The sequence below is a fragment of the Thalassotalea sediminis genome, assembly GCF_030295915.1.
In the GTDB taxonomy this organism is placed as follows: domain Bacteria; phylum Pseudomonadota; class Gammaproteobacteria; order Enterobacterales; family Alteromonadaceae; genus Thalassotalea_C; species Thalassotalea_C sediminis.
Genome location: NZ_AP027361.1, coordinates 2587042 through 2602119 on the forward strand (window position 1 = coordinate 2587042; position 15078 = coordinate 2602119).

Genomic DNA, 15078 nt, shown 5'->3' on the forward strand with positions numbered 1-15078 from the left:
CGACATAAGATTGTGCATTAAAACATAACCATCGCCTCAGGCATTGGCATATCAGTTGGCTTATGTTTTACGCACCACTGAAAAATGTTGGTAAGCTTTATCCGTAACAATACGTCCTCGAGGCGTACGTTGTAAGAATCCTTGTTGAATTAAAAAGGGTTCTAAAACATCTTCGATCGTTTCACGTTCCTCCCCTATTGCCGCTGCTACATTATCTAACCCAACTGGACCACCATCAAATTTATTAATAATCGCTTCGAGTAGCTTTCGATCCATAATGTCGAATCCTTGATTGTCTACTTCTAACATAGTTAACGCATTATGCGCGACATTTTGATCAACCTTCCCCTGTGTTTTAACATCGGCATAATCTCGCACACGACGTAACAACCGGTTCGCTATTCTTGGTGTACCACGTGAGCGTTTAGCAACTTCAAAGGCGCCTTCTTGCGCAATATCTAAATTTAAAAAATGTGCAGATCGATTAACAATGTCGGTAAGATCTTTATTATTGTAAAACTCTAAGCGTTGAACAATACCAAAGCGATCACGCAGTGGTGAAGTCAGCGCACCTGCTCTTGTTGTCGCCCCTATCAACGTAAAAGGAGGTAGATCCAACTTAATGGATCTTGCAGCAGGTCCTTCGCCAATCATAATATCTAATTGATAATCTTCCATAGCTGGGTAAAGTACTTCTTCAACAACGGGGCTTAAACGATGAATCTCATCGATAAATAGTACATCGTTTTCTTCTAAATTAGTTAATAGTGCAGCTAAATCACCGGCCTTTTCTAACACAGGGCCAGAAGTTGTACGAATATTAACCCCCATTTCGTTAGCGACTATATTCGCTAACGTCGTTTTGCCAAGACCGGGAGGGCCAAAAATCAATAAATGATCAAGCGCTTCTTGGCGATTTTTCGCTGCTTGAATGAAGATTTCCATTTGTGCTTTAACATGCGCTTGCCCAGTATAGTCACTCAACAATTTAGGGCGAATAGCACGATCAATGCCTTCATCTTCTTTGGTGGCAACAGGTTGTATTAAACGATCTGCTTCTATCATGCAAAAATTCTCTCTATAACATCGATTTTAAGGCATCACGAATAATCGACTCACTATCCATACCTTGTTGGTGAACCGCTTTGACGGCCTTACTCGCTTGCGCATTTGAATATCCTAAAGAGACTAATGCATTTATTGCATCACCCTTTGCATCTGGTGCTGCTTCTTGCATATTACCTGCATGCACAGATGTTAACGTGAAACTATTGGCATCAGGGTCAGCATGCCAATCTTTCAATTTATCACGCATCTCAATTAATAATCGTTCGGCCGTTTTTTTACCAACACCAGGGATCTTAACAATGGTACTTAAATCATCATGAGCAACACAACTGACAAATTGTTCTGCTGACATTCCAGATAAAATAGCTAATGCGAGTTTGGGCCCTACACCATTAATTTTTATCAGGAGCCTAAACAGTTTACGTTCAGTTTTATTAGCAAACCCATAAAGTAACTGAGCATCTTCACGTACGACAAAATGCGTAAATATTGTCGCTTGTTGGTCGTTATCTGGAAGTGCATAGATACTGGTCATTGGCATTGTAACTTCATAGCCAACACCTGCGCATTCAATTAAGATTTCGGGTGGCAGTTTTTCAACTAATGTTCCACGTAAACGGCCTATCACTGGGCTTACCTTATAATTTCATCATCAATTCTTACAATAGTGCAAACCTTATCACTATATATTTATACAGTAAAGTATTATCGAAGCCTTCTACGTACTGTTTTAGTCGCTTGACCCGACATTTTGCTAATAGAGTCATGGCTATGTGCATGGCATAATGCTACAGCTAGCGCATCTGCAGCATCTGCTTGTGGTGTCGCTGGTAATTTAAGAATTGATTTCACCATATGTTGCACTTGTGTTTTATCTGCTCCACCGGTTCCCACCACCGATTGCTTGATCTGCCTTGCTGAATACTCAGCAATTTTTAACCCTGTATTCGTAGCCGCAACTATGGCTGCACCGCGCGCCTGGCCAAGTTTTAACGCTGAATCTGGGTTTTTTGCCATAAAAACTTGTTCAATTGCAAACATCGTTGGCTGAAACTGTAAAATAATCTCACTCACGCCTGCGTAAATGGTTTGTAACCGATCACCTAATTCATCCCCAGCCGCTATGGCCTTAATACAACCGCTACCTAAATATGTAAGCGTTCGCCCTTGTTGAGCGATAACACCATAGCCAGTAAACCGAGAACCGGGATCAATACCTAAAATAATTGCCAAGGCCGTTCCTAATGTAACTCTCTAAAATATGAAGTATTCTTGAAATAAAAAATGCAGTTAAAGCATTACTTTAACTGCATCAAATTCGTTCGTCGATAAAAACTTCTTAAACGAAGTTAGCTATCTGTTGGTTTTTCTTCCTGCTGTGGAATGGCTTGTATGCCTAATTCCTTCAACTGTTCAGGATTTGCTTGACCAGGTGCATTAGTTAGTGGGCATGCCGCTGTTGTCGTTTTAGGGAATGCCATAACATCACGAATAGATGTTGCTCCTGTCATTAACATAACCAAGCGATCTAAACCAAATGCTAAGCCTGCATGTGGTGGTGCACCATACTGTAATGCTTCCAGTAAGAAGCCAAACTTCTCTTGTGCTTCTTCATCACTAATGCCCAAAATGCGAAATACTGCTGCTTGCATTTTCTGGTCATGAATACGTACAGAACCGCCACCAAGCTCACAACCATTCAACACCATATCGTATGCATTAGATAACGCACCAATAGGATTCGCTTCTAAAGCTTCCGGAGTCATGTCAGTAGGAGCAGTAAACGGATGATGTAACGCATGAAGGTGGCCATCTACTTCTTCAAACATTGGAAAATCAACAACCCAAAGTGGCTTCCATTCGTCAGTTGTTAAGCCAAGTTCTTCACCCAATTTTAAGCGTAATGCCCCCAAAGATTCAGTGACGACATTGTAACTATCAGATCCGAAGAAAATAATATCGCCCGTTTCAGCATTCGCTCTATCTAATAAAGCGTTAACAGCATCTTCAGATAAGAATTTCAAGATTGGTGATTGCAAGCCTTCTAGCCCCGCAGCCTTGTCGTTTACTTTTAACCAAGGCATACCTTTAGCACCATAAATGCCAACAAACTTAGTTAATTCATCAAGGTTTTTACGCGAAAACTTTGCAGCGCCATCTGGCACACGAATAACTGCCACACGTCCTTTTTCATCATTTGCAGGACCAGAAAATACCTTAAACTCAACATCTTTTAATATGTCTGCTACATCTACTATCTCAAGCGGATTACGCAAATCAGGCTTATCTGAGCCATAACGTTGCATCGCTTCACTGTATGGCATACGCGGGAAGTCGCCTAAGTCAACATCAAGCAACTGTATAAATAACTCACGGATCATTCGTTCAGTTACTTCCATGACTTGATCTGCTGTCATAAATGACGTTTCAATATCGATTTGAGTAAATTCTGGCTGGCGATCCGCGCGTAAATCCTCATCCCTAAAACATTTTACGATTTGATAATAACGTTCCATGCCAGACATCATAAGCAATTGTTTAAACAATTGTGGAGATTGTGGCAAAGCAAAAAAGTTACCTTTATGTGTGCGACTAGGTACTAAGTAATCTCGCGCACCTTCTGGCGTAGCCGCGGTAAGGATCGGTGTTTCAATATCCATAAAGCCTTGAGCTTCAAGCGACTGGCGTACAGCAGCCGTAACTTTGGCTCTAAAACGTAATCGATCCGTCATTTCTGGGCGACGTAAATCTAAATAACGGTACTTAAGACGATTTTCTTCTGAGTTTTCTTGATTAGAATCAAGTGGTAGTGGTGCCGAACGGTTAAGAATATTGACATCTAAACCAAGCACTTCAATAGCGCCTGTTGCCATATCTTTATTAATTTGTCCCTCAGGACGCCCACGAACTTTACCTTTAACTTGAATACAAAACTCATTACGTAGCGAATTTGCCTTTTCAAGCACTTCTTGCAAATCAGGATCATAAACAACCTGTACGATACCTTCGCGGTCACGTAAATCTATAAAGATCACCGCACCTAAATCACGACGACGATTTACCCATCCACAGAGAGTAACTTCTTGACCAATATGAGATTCGTTAACCTCACCACAATACAGCGTTCGCATATACCTAAATCCTGAATTCTTTAAATGTTGATTATCTGTAAGAGATAACCTATTTTACGGAAAAAATTGCCGCCAATTATATAGAAATACGTCAGAATGTCACTTAATTATCGGCGTTAAAAACGTAATGGTTTTTACCAGCAGCCTTAACGCGATACATTAACGTATCTGCTATTTTTAATAACTCAGTTTCTGACTCGCCATCACTAGGAAACATGGCAATGCCAATACTACAGCCAATGTTCTCTTCTCCAGAAGACAACTCAAATGGTTGTTGAACAAGTTTTAATACTTTCTCTGCAACAAAAGCAGCTTCATTCTTGTTATGCAATTCTGTCAGTAATAATACAAATTCATCACCACCAAAACGAACAACAGTGTCGGAGCTTCTTATACAACCAGATAACCGTTCTGCAACCAGTATTAATAACTCATCACCTACATCATGACCATGGGTATCATTGACCGTTTTAAAGCCATCTAAATCAATAAAAAGTACAGCCATTAATCTATCTTGACGTCGATGGTAATTTATTCCGTGATTGATACGATCTTTGAGCAATAAGCGATTTGGCAAGCCGGTTAACTCATCGTGCATCGCCATATGTTTCATTTTTTCTTCTAATGCCTTACGTGTTTCAACTTCAACATATAAACGTCTATTCCAAAATACTATCACCACGATTATGATGACAATAATAGCCCCAACTTGGAGGGAAACTCTTAATACAACATTTTTATCCAGACCTGTTTCTAAATTTATTTCAAACCAATGTTCATATATTTCTTTACGCTCGGTAGCGCTAATTGTGGCTAAACCTTTGTTGATAATACTTTGCAATAACGGCCAGTCTTTACGAATCGCATAACTGTTTTTATCAATATTTAGATCTTCAATAATCGACATCGTTAAGGTAACTAAACTTTCACGACGAATTAATTCAGATGCTGATGCAATATTTTCAATGAAGCCCTCTACAGCACCTGTTTGTACTGCTAATAATCCTTCTTCGTGGGTATCGACAAGCCGCAAAGATATATTTGGTTGCTCGGCTCTAATTTTATCTACGAGGTGGTAACCCTTTACTATTGCCAATTCACTGCCATAAAAATCTTCTAGTCGTTGTCGTTTACCACGTTGTTTACTGTGAATAACAACCCAAGGCATATCCCAATAAGAGTCAGTAAAAAGAATATGTTCTTTACGCGCCTGCGTTTCAGTAGCACTGGCCAAAATATCAATGTTTTGTTGCATGAGTGCCTCTAACATTTGCTGCCAATTATCAAATGCTACATAGGTAAAATTAATACCCGTTCGTTGCTCAACAAGTGCATTAATATCGGCATTTATACCGCCAACGTTGCCATCTTCATTGATAAATTCGACCGGCATCCAATTTTTATTAACGCCTATACGAATTTCACGATGGTTTGCTATCCAGTTTTTTTCTTCTTCAGTTAGTTGGGCTTTTTGTTTGCTATGTTTAAAGTAGCCCTTGCTGTCTTGAGATAACCACCTACGCTCTAGATTGATCAAAGCTTCGTCAGGAATTAATGCAAAACCATTTTTTATAATTTCAGCGAGCTTTTCATTATTATTTGCGGTAACCGCATATAAGTTTGCAGTATAGAAAGAATCAGGTAACGCCATAAATTCATGCTGCACATTTGCCATGCTTAAACGTGATTCCATAATATCTTTCGCGCCGAGCAAACCATCTATTTTTCCCGATTCAGCGTGTTGAACCATGGTTTTAAAATTTGTGTAAAAAACCAATTCATTGTCTGGAAACAACAGGCGCAAATTCTCTATGTTCGGTATATTTTTGTAGATACCTAACTTCATGCCCTTCGTATTAGCTGTATTATTAATTCTATCTTTTGATACATAGCATTTGATATCCGCCTGATATACCTGCATCGCAGCACTCAACGCTGGATATAGTGTTAACGCACCTTGGGTAAAACTAAGATCTGGAAAGCCAATATGAATATCAGCACCGCCACTTGCTAGCATTTCTGATGCATTATCAAAAGACTGCGGAATGAACTCGATAGACTGTCCACTATACTCAGACCAAATACGCCACATATCAATGAAAAGCCCTTGTGCAAGCCCCGATGTTGACACCGTCATAAATGGCGGAAACTCAGGTGAAAACATTAAAATTAACGTGTCTGACTTTTTATCAATACCAAGCCATTTCTTTTCAATATCAGAACGCTCTGTTCGACTAATTTTAGCCATGCCCTGTTCTATAAATGCTAATAACGCCGTGTTACCTTTTTTAACCGCCGAGGTATAGTCGCCCTTATTAAACAATAAGCGTTTATACGCTGGGAAAAGCTGACTAACTTCACGGTACTGGGGATAATTATTTGATATTTTATCTAAATTAGTAAAAGCAACAATTTCGCCACTTAAAGCGGCATCAAATAACGCGAAACGACTGTCATAATATTTAAGTATTAATTCTGGGTATTGATTTTTAATAATATCGACATGACTTGAATCTTTTACTATGCCTATTGCAAAAGGTCTTAACTCTTCCATACGGCGTACATGATAGTCTCGATGAACAAAAATATAATTTTTCTGATGGAAGAAAGCAGACGTGAAATCATAGTGTTTAATGCGTTGCTGTGTTTTAGACAAGCCACCATGAATATCAACGCTACCGTCAGCTAGTGATGATAGTGTTTGCGGCCACTTCATCACTTTAAAATCGACTTCAACCTTTTGTTTCTCCGCCCAAAGGCGCCATAAATCGACTGTTAAACCAGCAGCTTCACCTTCAGCATTTTCAAAGTGATAAGGGTATGAGGTTTTGTTGATAGCAACAGTGAAAACTTTATCGGTAAATGTAGCTGCAATGGTCTGTTGCGTATTAACCATAAAACAGAGCAGTACAACAAAAATTAAATGCGTGCATGACTTCAACAAATTTTTACTCCTAAGTGCATGCGTACATCTGATCTCTCAAGATATTGAAGAGAATTTCGCATTCAAGTTCATTCATTCTCGATTTTACGTTAAAATAATGACAGTTATCTACATTGCAACGTAAAAGTAATATGACATCGTCAAAACCTGATCTTATCTTTTCTAACAAACAACGCCAAGTAAAAGACTTTACTTTCGACGCTCAAGTGGTTGATGTGTTTCCAGATATGATTTCACGATCAGTGCCAGGATATAACACCATCATTGACACTATTGGTCGATTAAGCCAGCAATATGTCACTGATCATTCAAATATATATGACTTAGGATGTTCACTTGGTGCAGCAACCTTAGCGATGCGACAAGGCATTCAAAGTGACCATTGCCGTATTATTGGTGTTGATAATTCAGCAGCAATGGTAGACCGTTGTCAACGTCATGTCGCTGCATTTAAAGGGCAAACACCCGTCGAAATTATTGAAGCAGATGTATTAGATATCGCTATCGAAAATGCTTCAATGGTGGTGTTGAACTTTACATTGCAATTTATTGAACCAGATAAACGAGAAACTTTACTTGCTAACATTGCAAATGGACTTAACCCAGGTGGTATTCTAGTAATATCAGATAAGATGATCCATCCAGATAAAACTTGCAACCAAACACTTATTGATTTACATCATGATTTTAAACGTGCAAATGGATACAGCGAACTTGAAATCGCTCAAAAACGAACAGCACTTGAAAATGTGATGAAACCAGACGCGATTGACGTTCACCATGAGCGACTTTCAAAAGCGGGCTTTTCTCATAGTAGTACTTGGTTCCAGTGCTTTAATTTCTTTTCTCTTTTTGCCATAAAATAAGTAGTAGTAATGAACTTTTTTTCCTCTTTTTATCAACAAATTGCCGTTAATCGTCTTGCACCTTGGTTAAACACGTTACCCCAACAACTAACTCGATGGCATAAAGAGCAATTACATGGCGAATTTGCGCATTGGCAAAAAACGCTAGAAGCGCTACCAAAGACCACAAGTTCAACAATAGATATCACTAATCAAGTGAAAGCAGGTGAACGAAGCGATATCAATGATGGCGAATATAAACGCATGGAGAATCTGCTTAAAAAACTAAAACCTTGGCGAAAAGGTCCCTACCACCTTCATGGTTTACACATTGATACCGAATGGCGAAGTGATTTTAAGTGGGACAGATTACTCCCCCATATCAGTGATCTAAACAATAAATATGTCTTAGATATTGGTTGTGGTAGCGGCTATCATTTATGGAGAATGAAAGGCGCAGGGGCAAAGTTCGTTGTTGGTATAGACCCAACACAATTATTCTTTATGCAATTTCAAGCTATTCAACATTTTGTGAATGATAATACTGTTAACTTATTACCTTTAGGGGTAGAAGATCTTCCTGAACTTGAAGCTTTTGATACCGTTTTTGCAATGGGTGTATTGTATCACAGACGTTCGCCTATCGATTTTTTGTATCAATTAAAAGTACAATTGGTTAAAGGTGGTGAGTTGGTGTTAGAAACACTGATTGTCGATGGCGACGAGAATACAGTACTTGTGCCAGGCGAACGCTATGCAAAAATGCGGAATGTTTGGTTTTTACCTAGCGCAAAAGCTATGTGTGCTTGGTTAAGTCGTTGCGGCTTTAGTAACATTCGTGTTGCTAACATTGATACCACATCGTTAGAAGAACAAAGAAAAACAGATTGGATAGACACAGAATCGTTAAAAGATTTTCTTGATCCAAACGACCAGAGTATTACTATCGAGGGCTATCCAGCGCCTAAAAGAGCAATTTTTGTTGCCAACAAATAGTATTGCTAATTAATATAATGATTAATAATTTGCTGGTATTCGCCATTTTCTCGCATTTCAGAGATTGCCTGATCAAACTGATCGCGCATTTTTTTGCTTTTAAAAGCAGCGGGAAAATGTTGTGGTTCAAAAATTTTATGTACCTTGTAAGGTTTAGAAAACAAAACTTTATTTTCTGCATGCTTAACAATATATTTAAAAATATTGATATCAATCACAATAAGTTCCGTTCGCCTTAAAAATAGCATTTCTACTTGCTTGCTTTGCTCTGGAATTTCTCGATAATCAATAACGTAATCAATCGCTTTTCGATAGTCTTTTCCGAGATACTTTTTAGCATTTTGAAAGGCTACAACCACTTTATTTGTTAAGTCATTTTCACTTTCTATTACGAAATCATTTTCTGCCAGACTTATGACAACATTTTGATAACTAACATAAGGTTTTGATAAATATAACGATGGATGCTGGTAATCAGACTCAACCGTAAGAATAATATCGGCATTTAAGCGCTGATAAGAAGTAATATTACGCCCGTTAGGTGCATGGTAAAAGTTAACACCTAAACCTTGTTTATTTAACCCTTTACGCATTAAATCTAATTGCAAACCCGCGCCATTTTCTTCAATAATAAAGGGAGGTTTAACGAGTCCTGCCACTACAGTTACGTTTTGAGCAAAAACACATTTTGCTTGGAAAAGACTACAAAAAACGACAAAAAGCCCAGTTCGCCAAATTTTTACTTTCATGGATTCACCAATGCAATACGCACCAAATAAAGACAACAAGCCAATTGTAACATATGTTATGATAAACCTTACAAAAATTGTACTGATGTGCAATATAAAATCAAATTTTTACTTTTTAACCTTAACGAATATAAAGCCAATATTAGCTTTTAGGCAATCATATCAAAAGCACCTAGCTAACTAAAAAGAGATCAAACTTCACTTACTATCTTTGTTTTTAACTTTCAACAGGTTACAATCAATAAATAATGCCTGTTATAGTTATAAGCAAAATCGCACAGTTAAGCAATAAAATACATGACTGAAAGCGCATATTGCTCGTTAAAATAGCACAGTAAAAAGTTGAATCTATGCCTTTTACACGGTACTAATAACACTTGAAATAAATAATTAACCTATTCAGCGCTACGTCAGATAAGTAGGCACAAGCAAATTTTCTGACGTTAAATTATCACATAATGTAAAGGCAGTGTATGAACGATACTTGGTCAGACCGTCAATTTGCTTCTGTCGTGAAGCGTCGACACGATCACCGTAGTCCTTTTCAACGGGATCGCGCACGTATTTTACATTCTGCAGCTTTTCGTCGTTTACAATGTAAAACACAAGTAATTGGCAGTGGTCAAAGTGATTTTTACCGGACACGACTTACCCACTCGCTTGAGGCAGCACAAATAGGCTCAGGTATAAGTGCACAATTACGCGCTAAATATCCAGAATTGGCTGCACAATTATTTCCAAAAGACGACAGCCTCATAGAAGCGCTTTGCTTAGCGCATGATATTGGCCATCCACCTTTTGGCCATGGTGGTGAAGTCGCTTTACATTTTATGATGCGCGACCATGGCGGCTTTGAAGGTAACGGACAAACATTTCGTATTGTTTCTAAATTAGAGCCTTTTAGTGAAGGATACGGGATGAACCTCGCACGACGCACGTTACTAGGTCTTGTAAAATACCCACAAATTATTGATGAGCTACAAGGTACACACTCGCCAACTACTCCAGCTAGCTTTAGACAGCTTAAAGCGAATGACTGGCATCCACCAAAAGGTCTGTATAAAGATGATGCTAAATCAATTGACTGGCTACTCGCACCGCTATCAGAACAAGATAAAGCAGCATTTCAGCAATCAAAGGTTAAAAAAACTGGCGCTCATCTAAAAACAATTTACAAGTCATTAGATTGTTCTATGATGGAACTCGCCGATGATATCGCTTATGGTATTCATGATTTAGAAGACGCTATAGCAACCGGCGTAGTACATGCCAATGACTTTGAACAGCACGTGGTTAAACAATTACAGCGCCTAGATGATGAGTGGCTACAAAATATTAGCCAAGATCTGACCGCACAACTTTTTAGTCAACAACATCACCAACAGAAAGAAGCGATAGGATCATTAGTAAACTACTTAATTACGGCTATTGAGCTTATTGATCTAAACCAAACCCACAACACGCATTTTCAGGAGAGCTTATTACGATATAATGCTAAACATCCTCAAATTGCCGATACAGTATTAGATATTTTTAAAGACTTCGTCTATCAGTTTGTCATTAAGCAACCTGCAATTCAGCAAGCAGAGTATCGTGGGCAACAAATAGTGATGGAGCTATTTGAAGCGTTATCGTCAGATCCAGAAAGACTTTTACCAGCACAAGCAAAAATTCAATACCGTCAAGCGATTGATCATGGTGAAAGTCCTGCACGCGTTATCGCAGATTATGTAGCGAGTATGACAGATGATTTTGCAACCAAGCTTTATCAAACACTTTTTATACCGCAAGGTAACACACCTATTTCATGGTCGAATAATTAGCAATGTTAGACATTTACGCAGGTAAAACTGCCCTAGAAAAAATCAAAAAATACGGCTTTACACCTGAATTATTCTCCGCAATGTTTGGTGCAAGTGGTGGCCCTAAATGGTTTACATTGCTAGCGCTAGACAAGTATATTTTTGGTGAGTTCTTCAAAGATAAAGCAACACCTGTTGATTTAGTTGGCTCATCTGCCGGTGCCTTTCGTTTTGCAGCTTTAAGCCAGCAAAATCCAGTTGCAGCGATTACCCGTTTAGCGGAGACATACAGTGAAACTGTATATTCAGCTAAAGCTGACCGCATAGAAATTACCGATAAAGCAAAAGCACTGCTCGATAGTGTGTATAGCGAGCAAGGTATCGAACAATCAATTACCAACCCTATTTTCAAACCACATTTTATTGTCGCTAAATGTGCAGGGTTAACGAGCTATGAGCATAAATTGCCACAGATGTTAGGACTTATCAGCAGCATGATCTTAAATAGAATCAATCGAGGTTTATTAGCTCACCAATACCAACGCTTTGTATTTCAAGCGCCGAATCAAGCGTTTGAATTGACTGATCAATACAACTTCAATACGCAATACACCCCTTTAAATTCAGTAAACTACAAACAAGCTTTATTAGCATCTGGCTCAATACCTATGGTAATGCAAGGGGTAAAACATATCGAAAACGCACCGGAAGGCATGTACCGAGACGGTGGCATTATTGACTACCACTTTGATGTAGCATTACCTAAAAATAAAGGGTTAACTCTCTTTCCACATTTTAACGATCAGCCAAAACCTGGGTGGTTTGATAAAAATTTATCAAGATCTGTGACGCACGAGCATTACGATAATGTCGTCATGCTTAGCCCCTCCAAAACTTTTATCGATAGCTTACCTTATGGTAAAATTCCAGATAGAAATGATTTTACTGAATTAGATGCAAATACACGTATAAAGTACTGGCGTACAGTATTTGCTCAATCAGAGTTACTTGCAGAAAGTTTAGCTGAATTTATCCAAAATCCTGATTACAACCGAATCATACCTTTGTCGTAAACATTGCATGCCATTCGTTAACAATACAGGCGTGAATATAGAAACATCAATTAATTACCTCGTTTGGTTATAATCGATAAAAAATATAACAGCAGCCGTTCAATAGGCCACATGCCTATTAAAAAACTAACTCATTTTCTTGTATAACTAGTTATTTTCCGATTTTTGATAAATCGCACAAACAGCACCGGCAGGATCTTTAATTATTACGTACTTGTCATTTCCCATGCCTTTAATGGCCGTTACTAACTCGCCACCTTTATCCTTAACCGCAGTAACCGCCTGTTCAATATCTGCAACCAAAAAATAAGGTAACCACGCTGCGGGTATATCAATATTACAACCTTTCGCATGACAAATTCCTGCAACAGCATCACCACTATCAGGCATTAACATCGCATAATCTTGATAATCTCCCATCGAAACTTCACTCGATTTCCAACCAACTACTTGCTGATAAAAATCTTTAACGGTTGACGCATCATCTACAGATAAATCTAACCAAGCCATTTCTCCAATACCGTTTTTCATCTTAATATCCTTGTGTATTTCTATTTTTCACTACGTTTTGGATTCATAGGGTAATACTTTTCTGGCAAGCAGCTAATATGCTCAAAAAAACGCGTATCTTTGTATGGGAGCTTCATAAAACCTGATATACCTAGCCCTTCAATAGCGGGTAATAACGCCAGCAACTTTGCTAACAATTTAGCAAAATCCTGTTCTTGTTCATGGTTTAACAGCATCAAGTAACTGTGAATTTTCAAATGTGTTGGCAATACCTCAAAAATAATACAACCCGTATGATGAATTAAATTCATTTGTGCAAGCACTTCCATGATCTCATCAGGTAAATATAGGTATTCATCGGGATCTTTACCATCTTCAAAATAAGAATGTAACTTCGATGCATCATCCAAGTCTGGCACATCACTAATATCAAACGGTATAACTTGCTCTGAGGCTGCAATAAAGGGTTCTTCTGGCGTGTTACGTTCAACATGTAAAGTGTTTCTTGCATTAAACAAGCAACTTTTAAATACCCCGGTTCTAAAGATACCTTGGGCGAGGTATATCATATTGTTCACAGCACTTTGAAATGAGGTTTTCAGACGTTCATCAAACAAAGTAAGATTTGAATCGATATATACGCCTTGCTTCTCCCAACGTATTGCAAGTCCACCAACAACAGGAAAGTTACCAAGACGACTGACTGCAGCGATAAAGGCTTTTTCAGTATCCCCCATTCCCATAAGGTAATTTTTATAATATTTCTCTAACTGTGCATCATTAATGTCAGATAGAGTCCCTTCATCACTTTCTTCTCGTAAAAACGATTTACGTGACCCATACACAACCGTATCTATTTCACGTGTATTAGGCTTGCACCAAACAGGAATTAAAGGCTTTATCTCTGGCCAGCTAGGTGTCGAAGCTAATACCGTGTTCCTTAACAGAGACAAATTCTTAAAGAAATAATCACCACCTTGATCACGTACTTTTTTGTCGTCACTCAGCATTGCTTCAATCACTTTTGCCAAAACTTTTGGTAAACCAAGCGATGTGGGTGGTATTACACGATGACCATACCGACATGATTGACCAGAAGCCAAGGCATACAGTGTAGCAGCCATACCTTGTTCATCAAAACGAGGCGAAGACATTTCACCACTAATTTGTTCCGGACCAATAAAATAAACATCGCCAAGGCGTGCGTTAGAATTTTGTAAGTCGCTACTCATTAAATCCATAATATTATTTGCCGTTGTTTGGCCATTAATATCAAGCTGAGCAGTGACCGCTGACCCCCAATCCACGAGATAGAGTTTATTGTTATCTTGATGATAAACCAAATTTGATGGCTTAATATCGCCGTGTACGTATGGTTTACCCTTATGGTGATTACGGGTATCGCGTAAATATAATAAAATGTCGGCTAATTGAAGCGCAATGTTAACAATTAGCTCTGGCGCCAAAGGCCCTACTTGATGAGAAAGTTTTTCTAAGTCAATACCTGGCGCTCGCTCCATATGAACAATGGATTGACGTTTAATTTTGTAATACTCAATAATTTTAGGAATACGCTCATGCAAGAGCTCACGCTGTATTTCGGCTTCTTCTGCCAGCCTATCTTGCACATGCTGCGGCAAATTTATACGAGAAAATTTAAAAACTTGTTCAATGCCTGCTTCATTTTTTCCTCCAAAAACAAAGCCATATGCTCCCTTTCCGATAAGCGAAATATCATCATAGCCAAGTAATGATAATTGACGTTCGCATAACTCAACCCATTCTTTTAGCTTAGTCGCGTCTTTATGGCTAAGTAAATAAATTGATTGTTCTTCTGCAATATAAAAATGTTGAAGTTTCTTCTCTGCCACTCGTTTTCCTACATTTAGGGGATCAACACATAAAATTATCAAAAAAGAAATTTAAGTCATTTTTCTGTCATATATCCGTATTACTATAG

12 protein-coding genes are annotated in these 15078 nt (G+C 38.5%); 4 read left to right on the forward strand and 8 right to left on the reverse strand.

The window, feature by feature from the left end:
• Positions 1-60: 60 nt before the first annotated feature.
• The 5 genes from ruvB to QUE09_RS11900 form a co-directional block, all read right to left on the reverse strand.
• Positions 61-1065: a Holliday junction branch migration DNA helicase RuvB gene (gene ruvB / locus QUE09_RS11880; RefSeq protein ID WP_286232972.1), complete on the reverse strand. Its 1005-nt coding sequence runs from the start codon at positions 1063-1065 to the stop codon at positions 61-63.
• Positions 1066-1078: 13 nt separating this feature from the next.
• Positions 1079-1696 (reverse strand): Holliday junction branch migration protein RuvA, encoded by a 618-nt coding sequence (gene ruvA, locus QUE09_RS11885; protein ID WP_286232973.1) that lies wholly within the window; start codon positions 1694-1696, stop codon positions 1079-1081.
• Positions 1697-1773: 77 nt separating this feature from the next.
• Positions 1774-2301 carry a crossover junction endodeoxyribonuclease RuvC gene (gene ruvC / locus QUE09_RS11890; RefSeq protein WP_286232974.1) on the reverse strand — a complete coding sequence of 176 codons (528 nt, stop codon included), beginning with the start codon at positions 2299-2301 and terminating at the stop codon, positions 1774-1776.
• A 116-nt stretch (positions 2302-2417) separates the two neighbouring features.
• Positions 2418-4199, reverse strand: coding sequence for an aspartate--tRNA ligase (gene aspS, locus QUE09_RS11895; RefSeq protein WP_286232975.1), 1782 nt, complete (start codon positions 4197-4199; stop codon positions 2418-2420).
• A 103-nt stretch (positions 4200-4302) separates the two neighbouring features.
• Complete coding sequence (locus QUE09_RS11900) at positions 4303-7143, reverse strand: transporter substrate-binding domain-containing protein (RefSeq protein ID WP_286232976.1); 2841 nt, start codon at positions 7141-7143, stop codon at positions 4303-4305.
• 131 nt (positions 7144-7274) lie between these two features.
• Here QUE09_RS11900 and cmoA point away from each other — a divergent pair, with 131 nt between their 5' ends.
• Both cmoA and cmoB read left to right on the forward strand, forming a co-directional pair.
• Complete coding sequence (gene cmoA / locus QUE09_RS11905) at positions 7275-8009, forward strand: carboxy-S-adenosyl-L-methionine synthase CmoA (RefSeq protein ID WP_286232977.1); 735 nt, start codon at positions 7275-7277, stop codon at positions 8007-8009.
• Positions 8010-8018: 9 nt separating this feature from the next.
• Complete coding sequence (cmoB, locus tag QUE09_RS11910) at positions 8019-8984, forward strand: tRNA 5-methoxyuridine(34)/uridine 5-oxyacetic acid(34) synthase CmoB (protein ID WP_286232978.1); 966 nt, start codon at positions 8019-8021, stop codon at positions 8982-8984.
• A 5-nt stretch (positions 8985-8989) separates the two neighbouring features.
• On the opposite strand, the gene QUE09_RS11915 is transcribed toward cmoB, so the two are convergent.
• Positions 8990-9733, reverse strand: a complete 744-nt coding sequence (locus tag QUE09_RS11915; protein WP_286232979.1) for a substrate-binding periplasmic protein — start codon at positions 9731-9733, stop codon at positions 8990-8992.
• A gap of 473 nt (positions 9734-10206) precedes the next feature.
• Here QUE09_RS11915 and QUE09_RS11920 point away from each other — a divergent pair, with 473 nt between their 5' ends.
• Together QUE09_RS11920 and QUE09_RS11925 are read left to right on the forward strand one after the other, a co-directional pair.
• Complete coding sequence (locus tag QUE09_RS11920) at positions 10207-11556, forward strand: anti-phage deoxyguanosine triphosphatase (RefSeq protein WP_286232980.1); 1350 nt, start codon at positions 10207-10209, stop codon at positions 11554-11556.
• 2 nt (positions 11557-11558) lie between these two features.
• Positions 11559-12608 (forward strand): patatin-like phospholipase family protein, encoded by a 1050-nt coding sequence (locus QUE09_RS11925; RefSeq protein ID WP_286232982.1) that lies wholly within the window; start codon positions 11559-11561, stop codon positions 12606-12608.
• A 147-nt stretch (positions 12609-12755) separates the two neighbouring features.
• On the opposite strand, the gene QUE09_RS11930 is transcribed toward QUE09_RS11925, so the two are convergent.
• Both QUE09_RS11930 and QUE09_RS11935 read right to left on the reverse strand, forming a co-directional pair.
• Positions 12756-13139: a VOC family protein gene (locus tag QUE09_RS11930; RefSeq protein ID WP_286232983.1), complete on the reverse strand. Its 384-nt coding sequence runs from the start codon at positions 13137-13139 to the stop codon at positions 12756-12758.
• A 20-nt stretch (positions 13140-13159) separates the two neighbouring features.
• Positions 13160-14989 (reverse strand): protein kinase domain-containing protein, encoded by a 1830-nt coding sequence (locus QUE09_RS11935; protein ID WP_286232984.1) that lies wholly within the window; start codon positions 14987-14989, stop codon positions 13160-13162.
• Positions 14990-15078 lie beyond the last annotated feature (89 nt).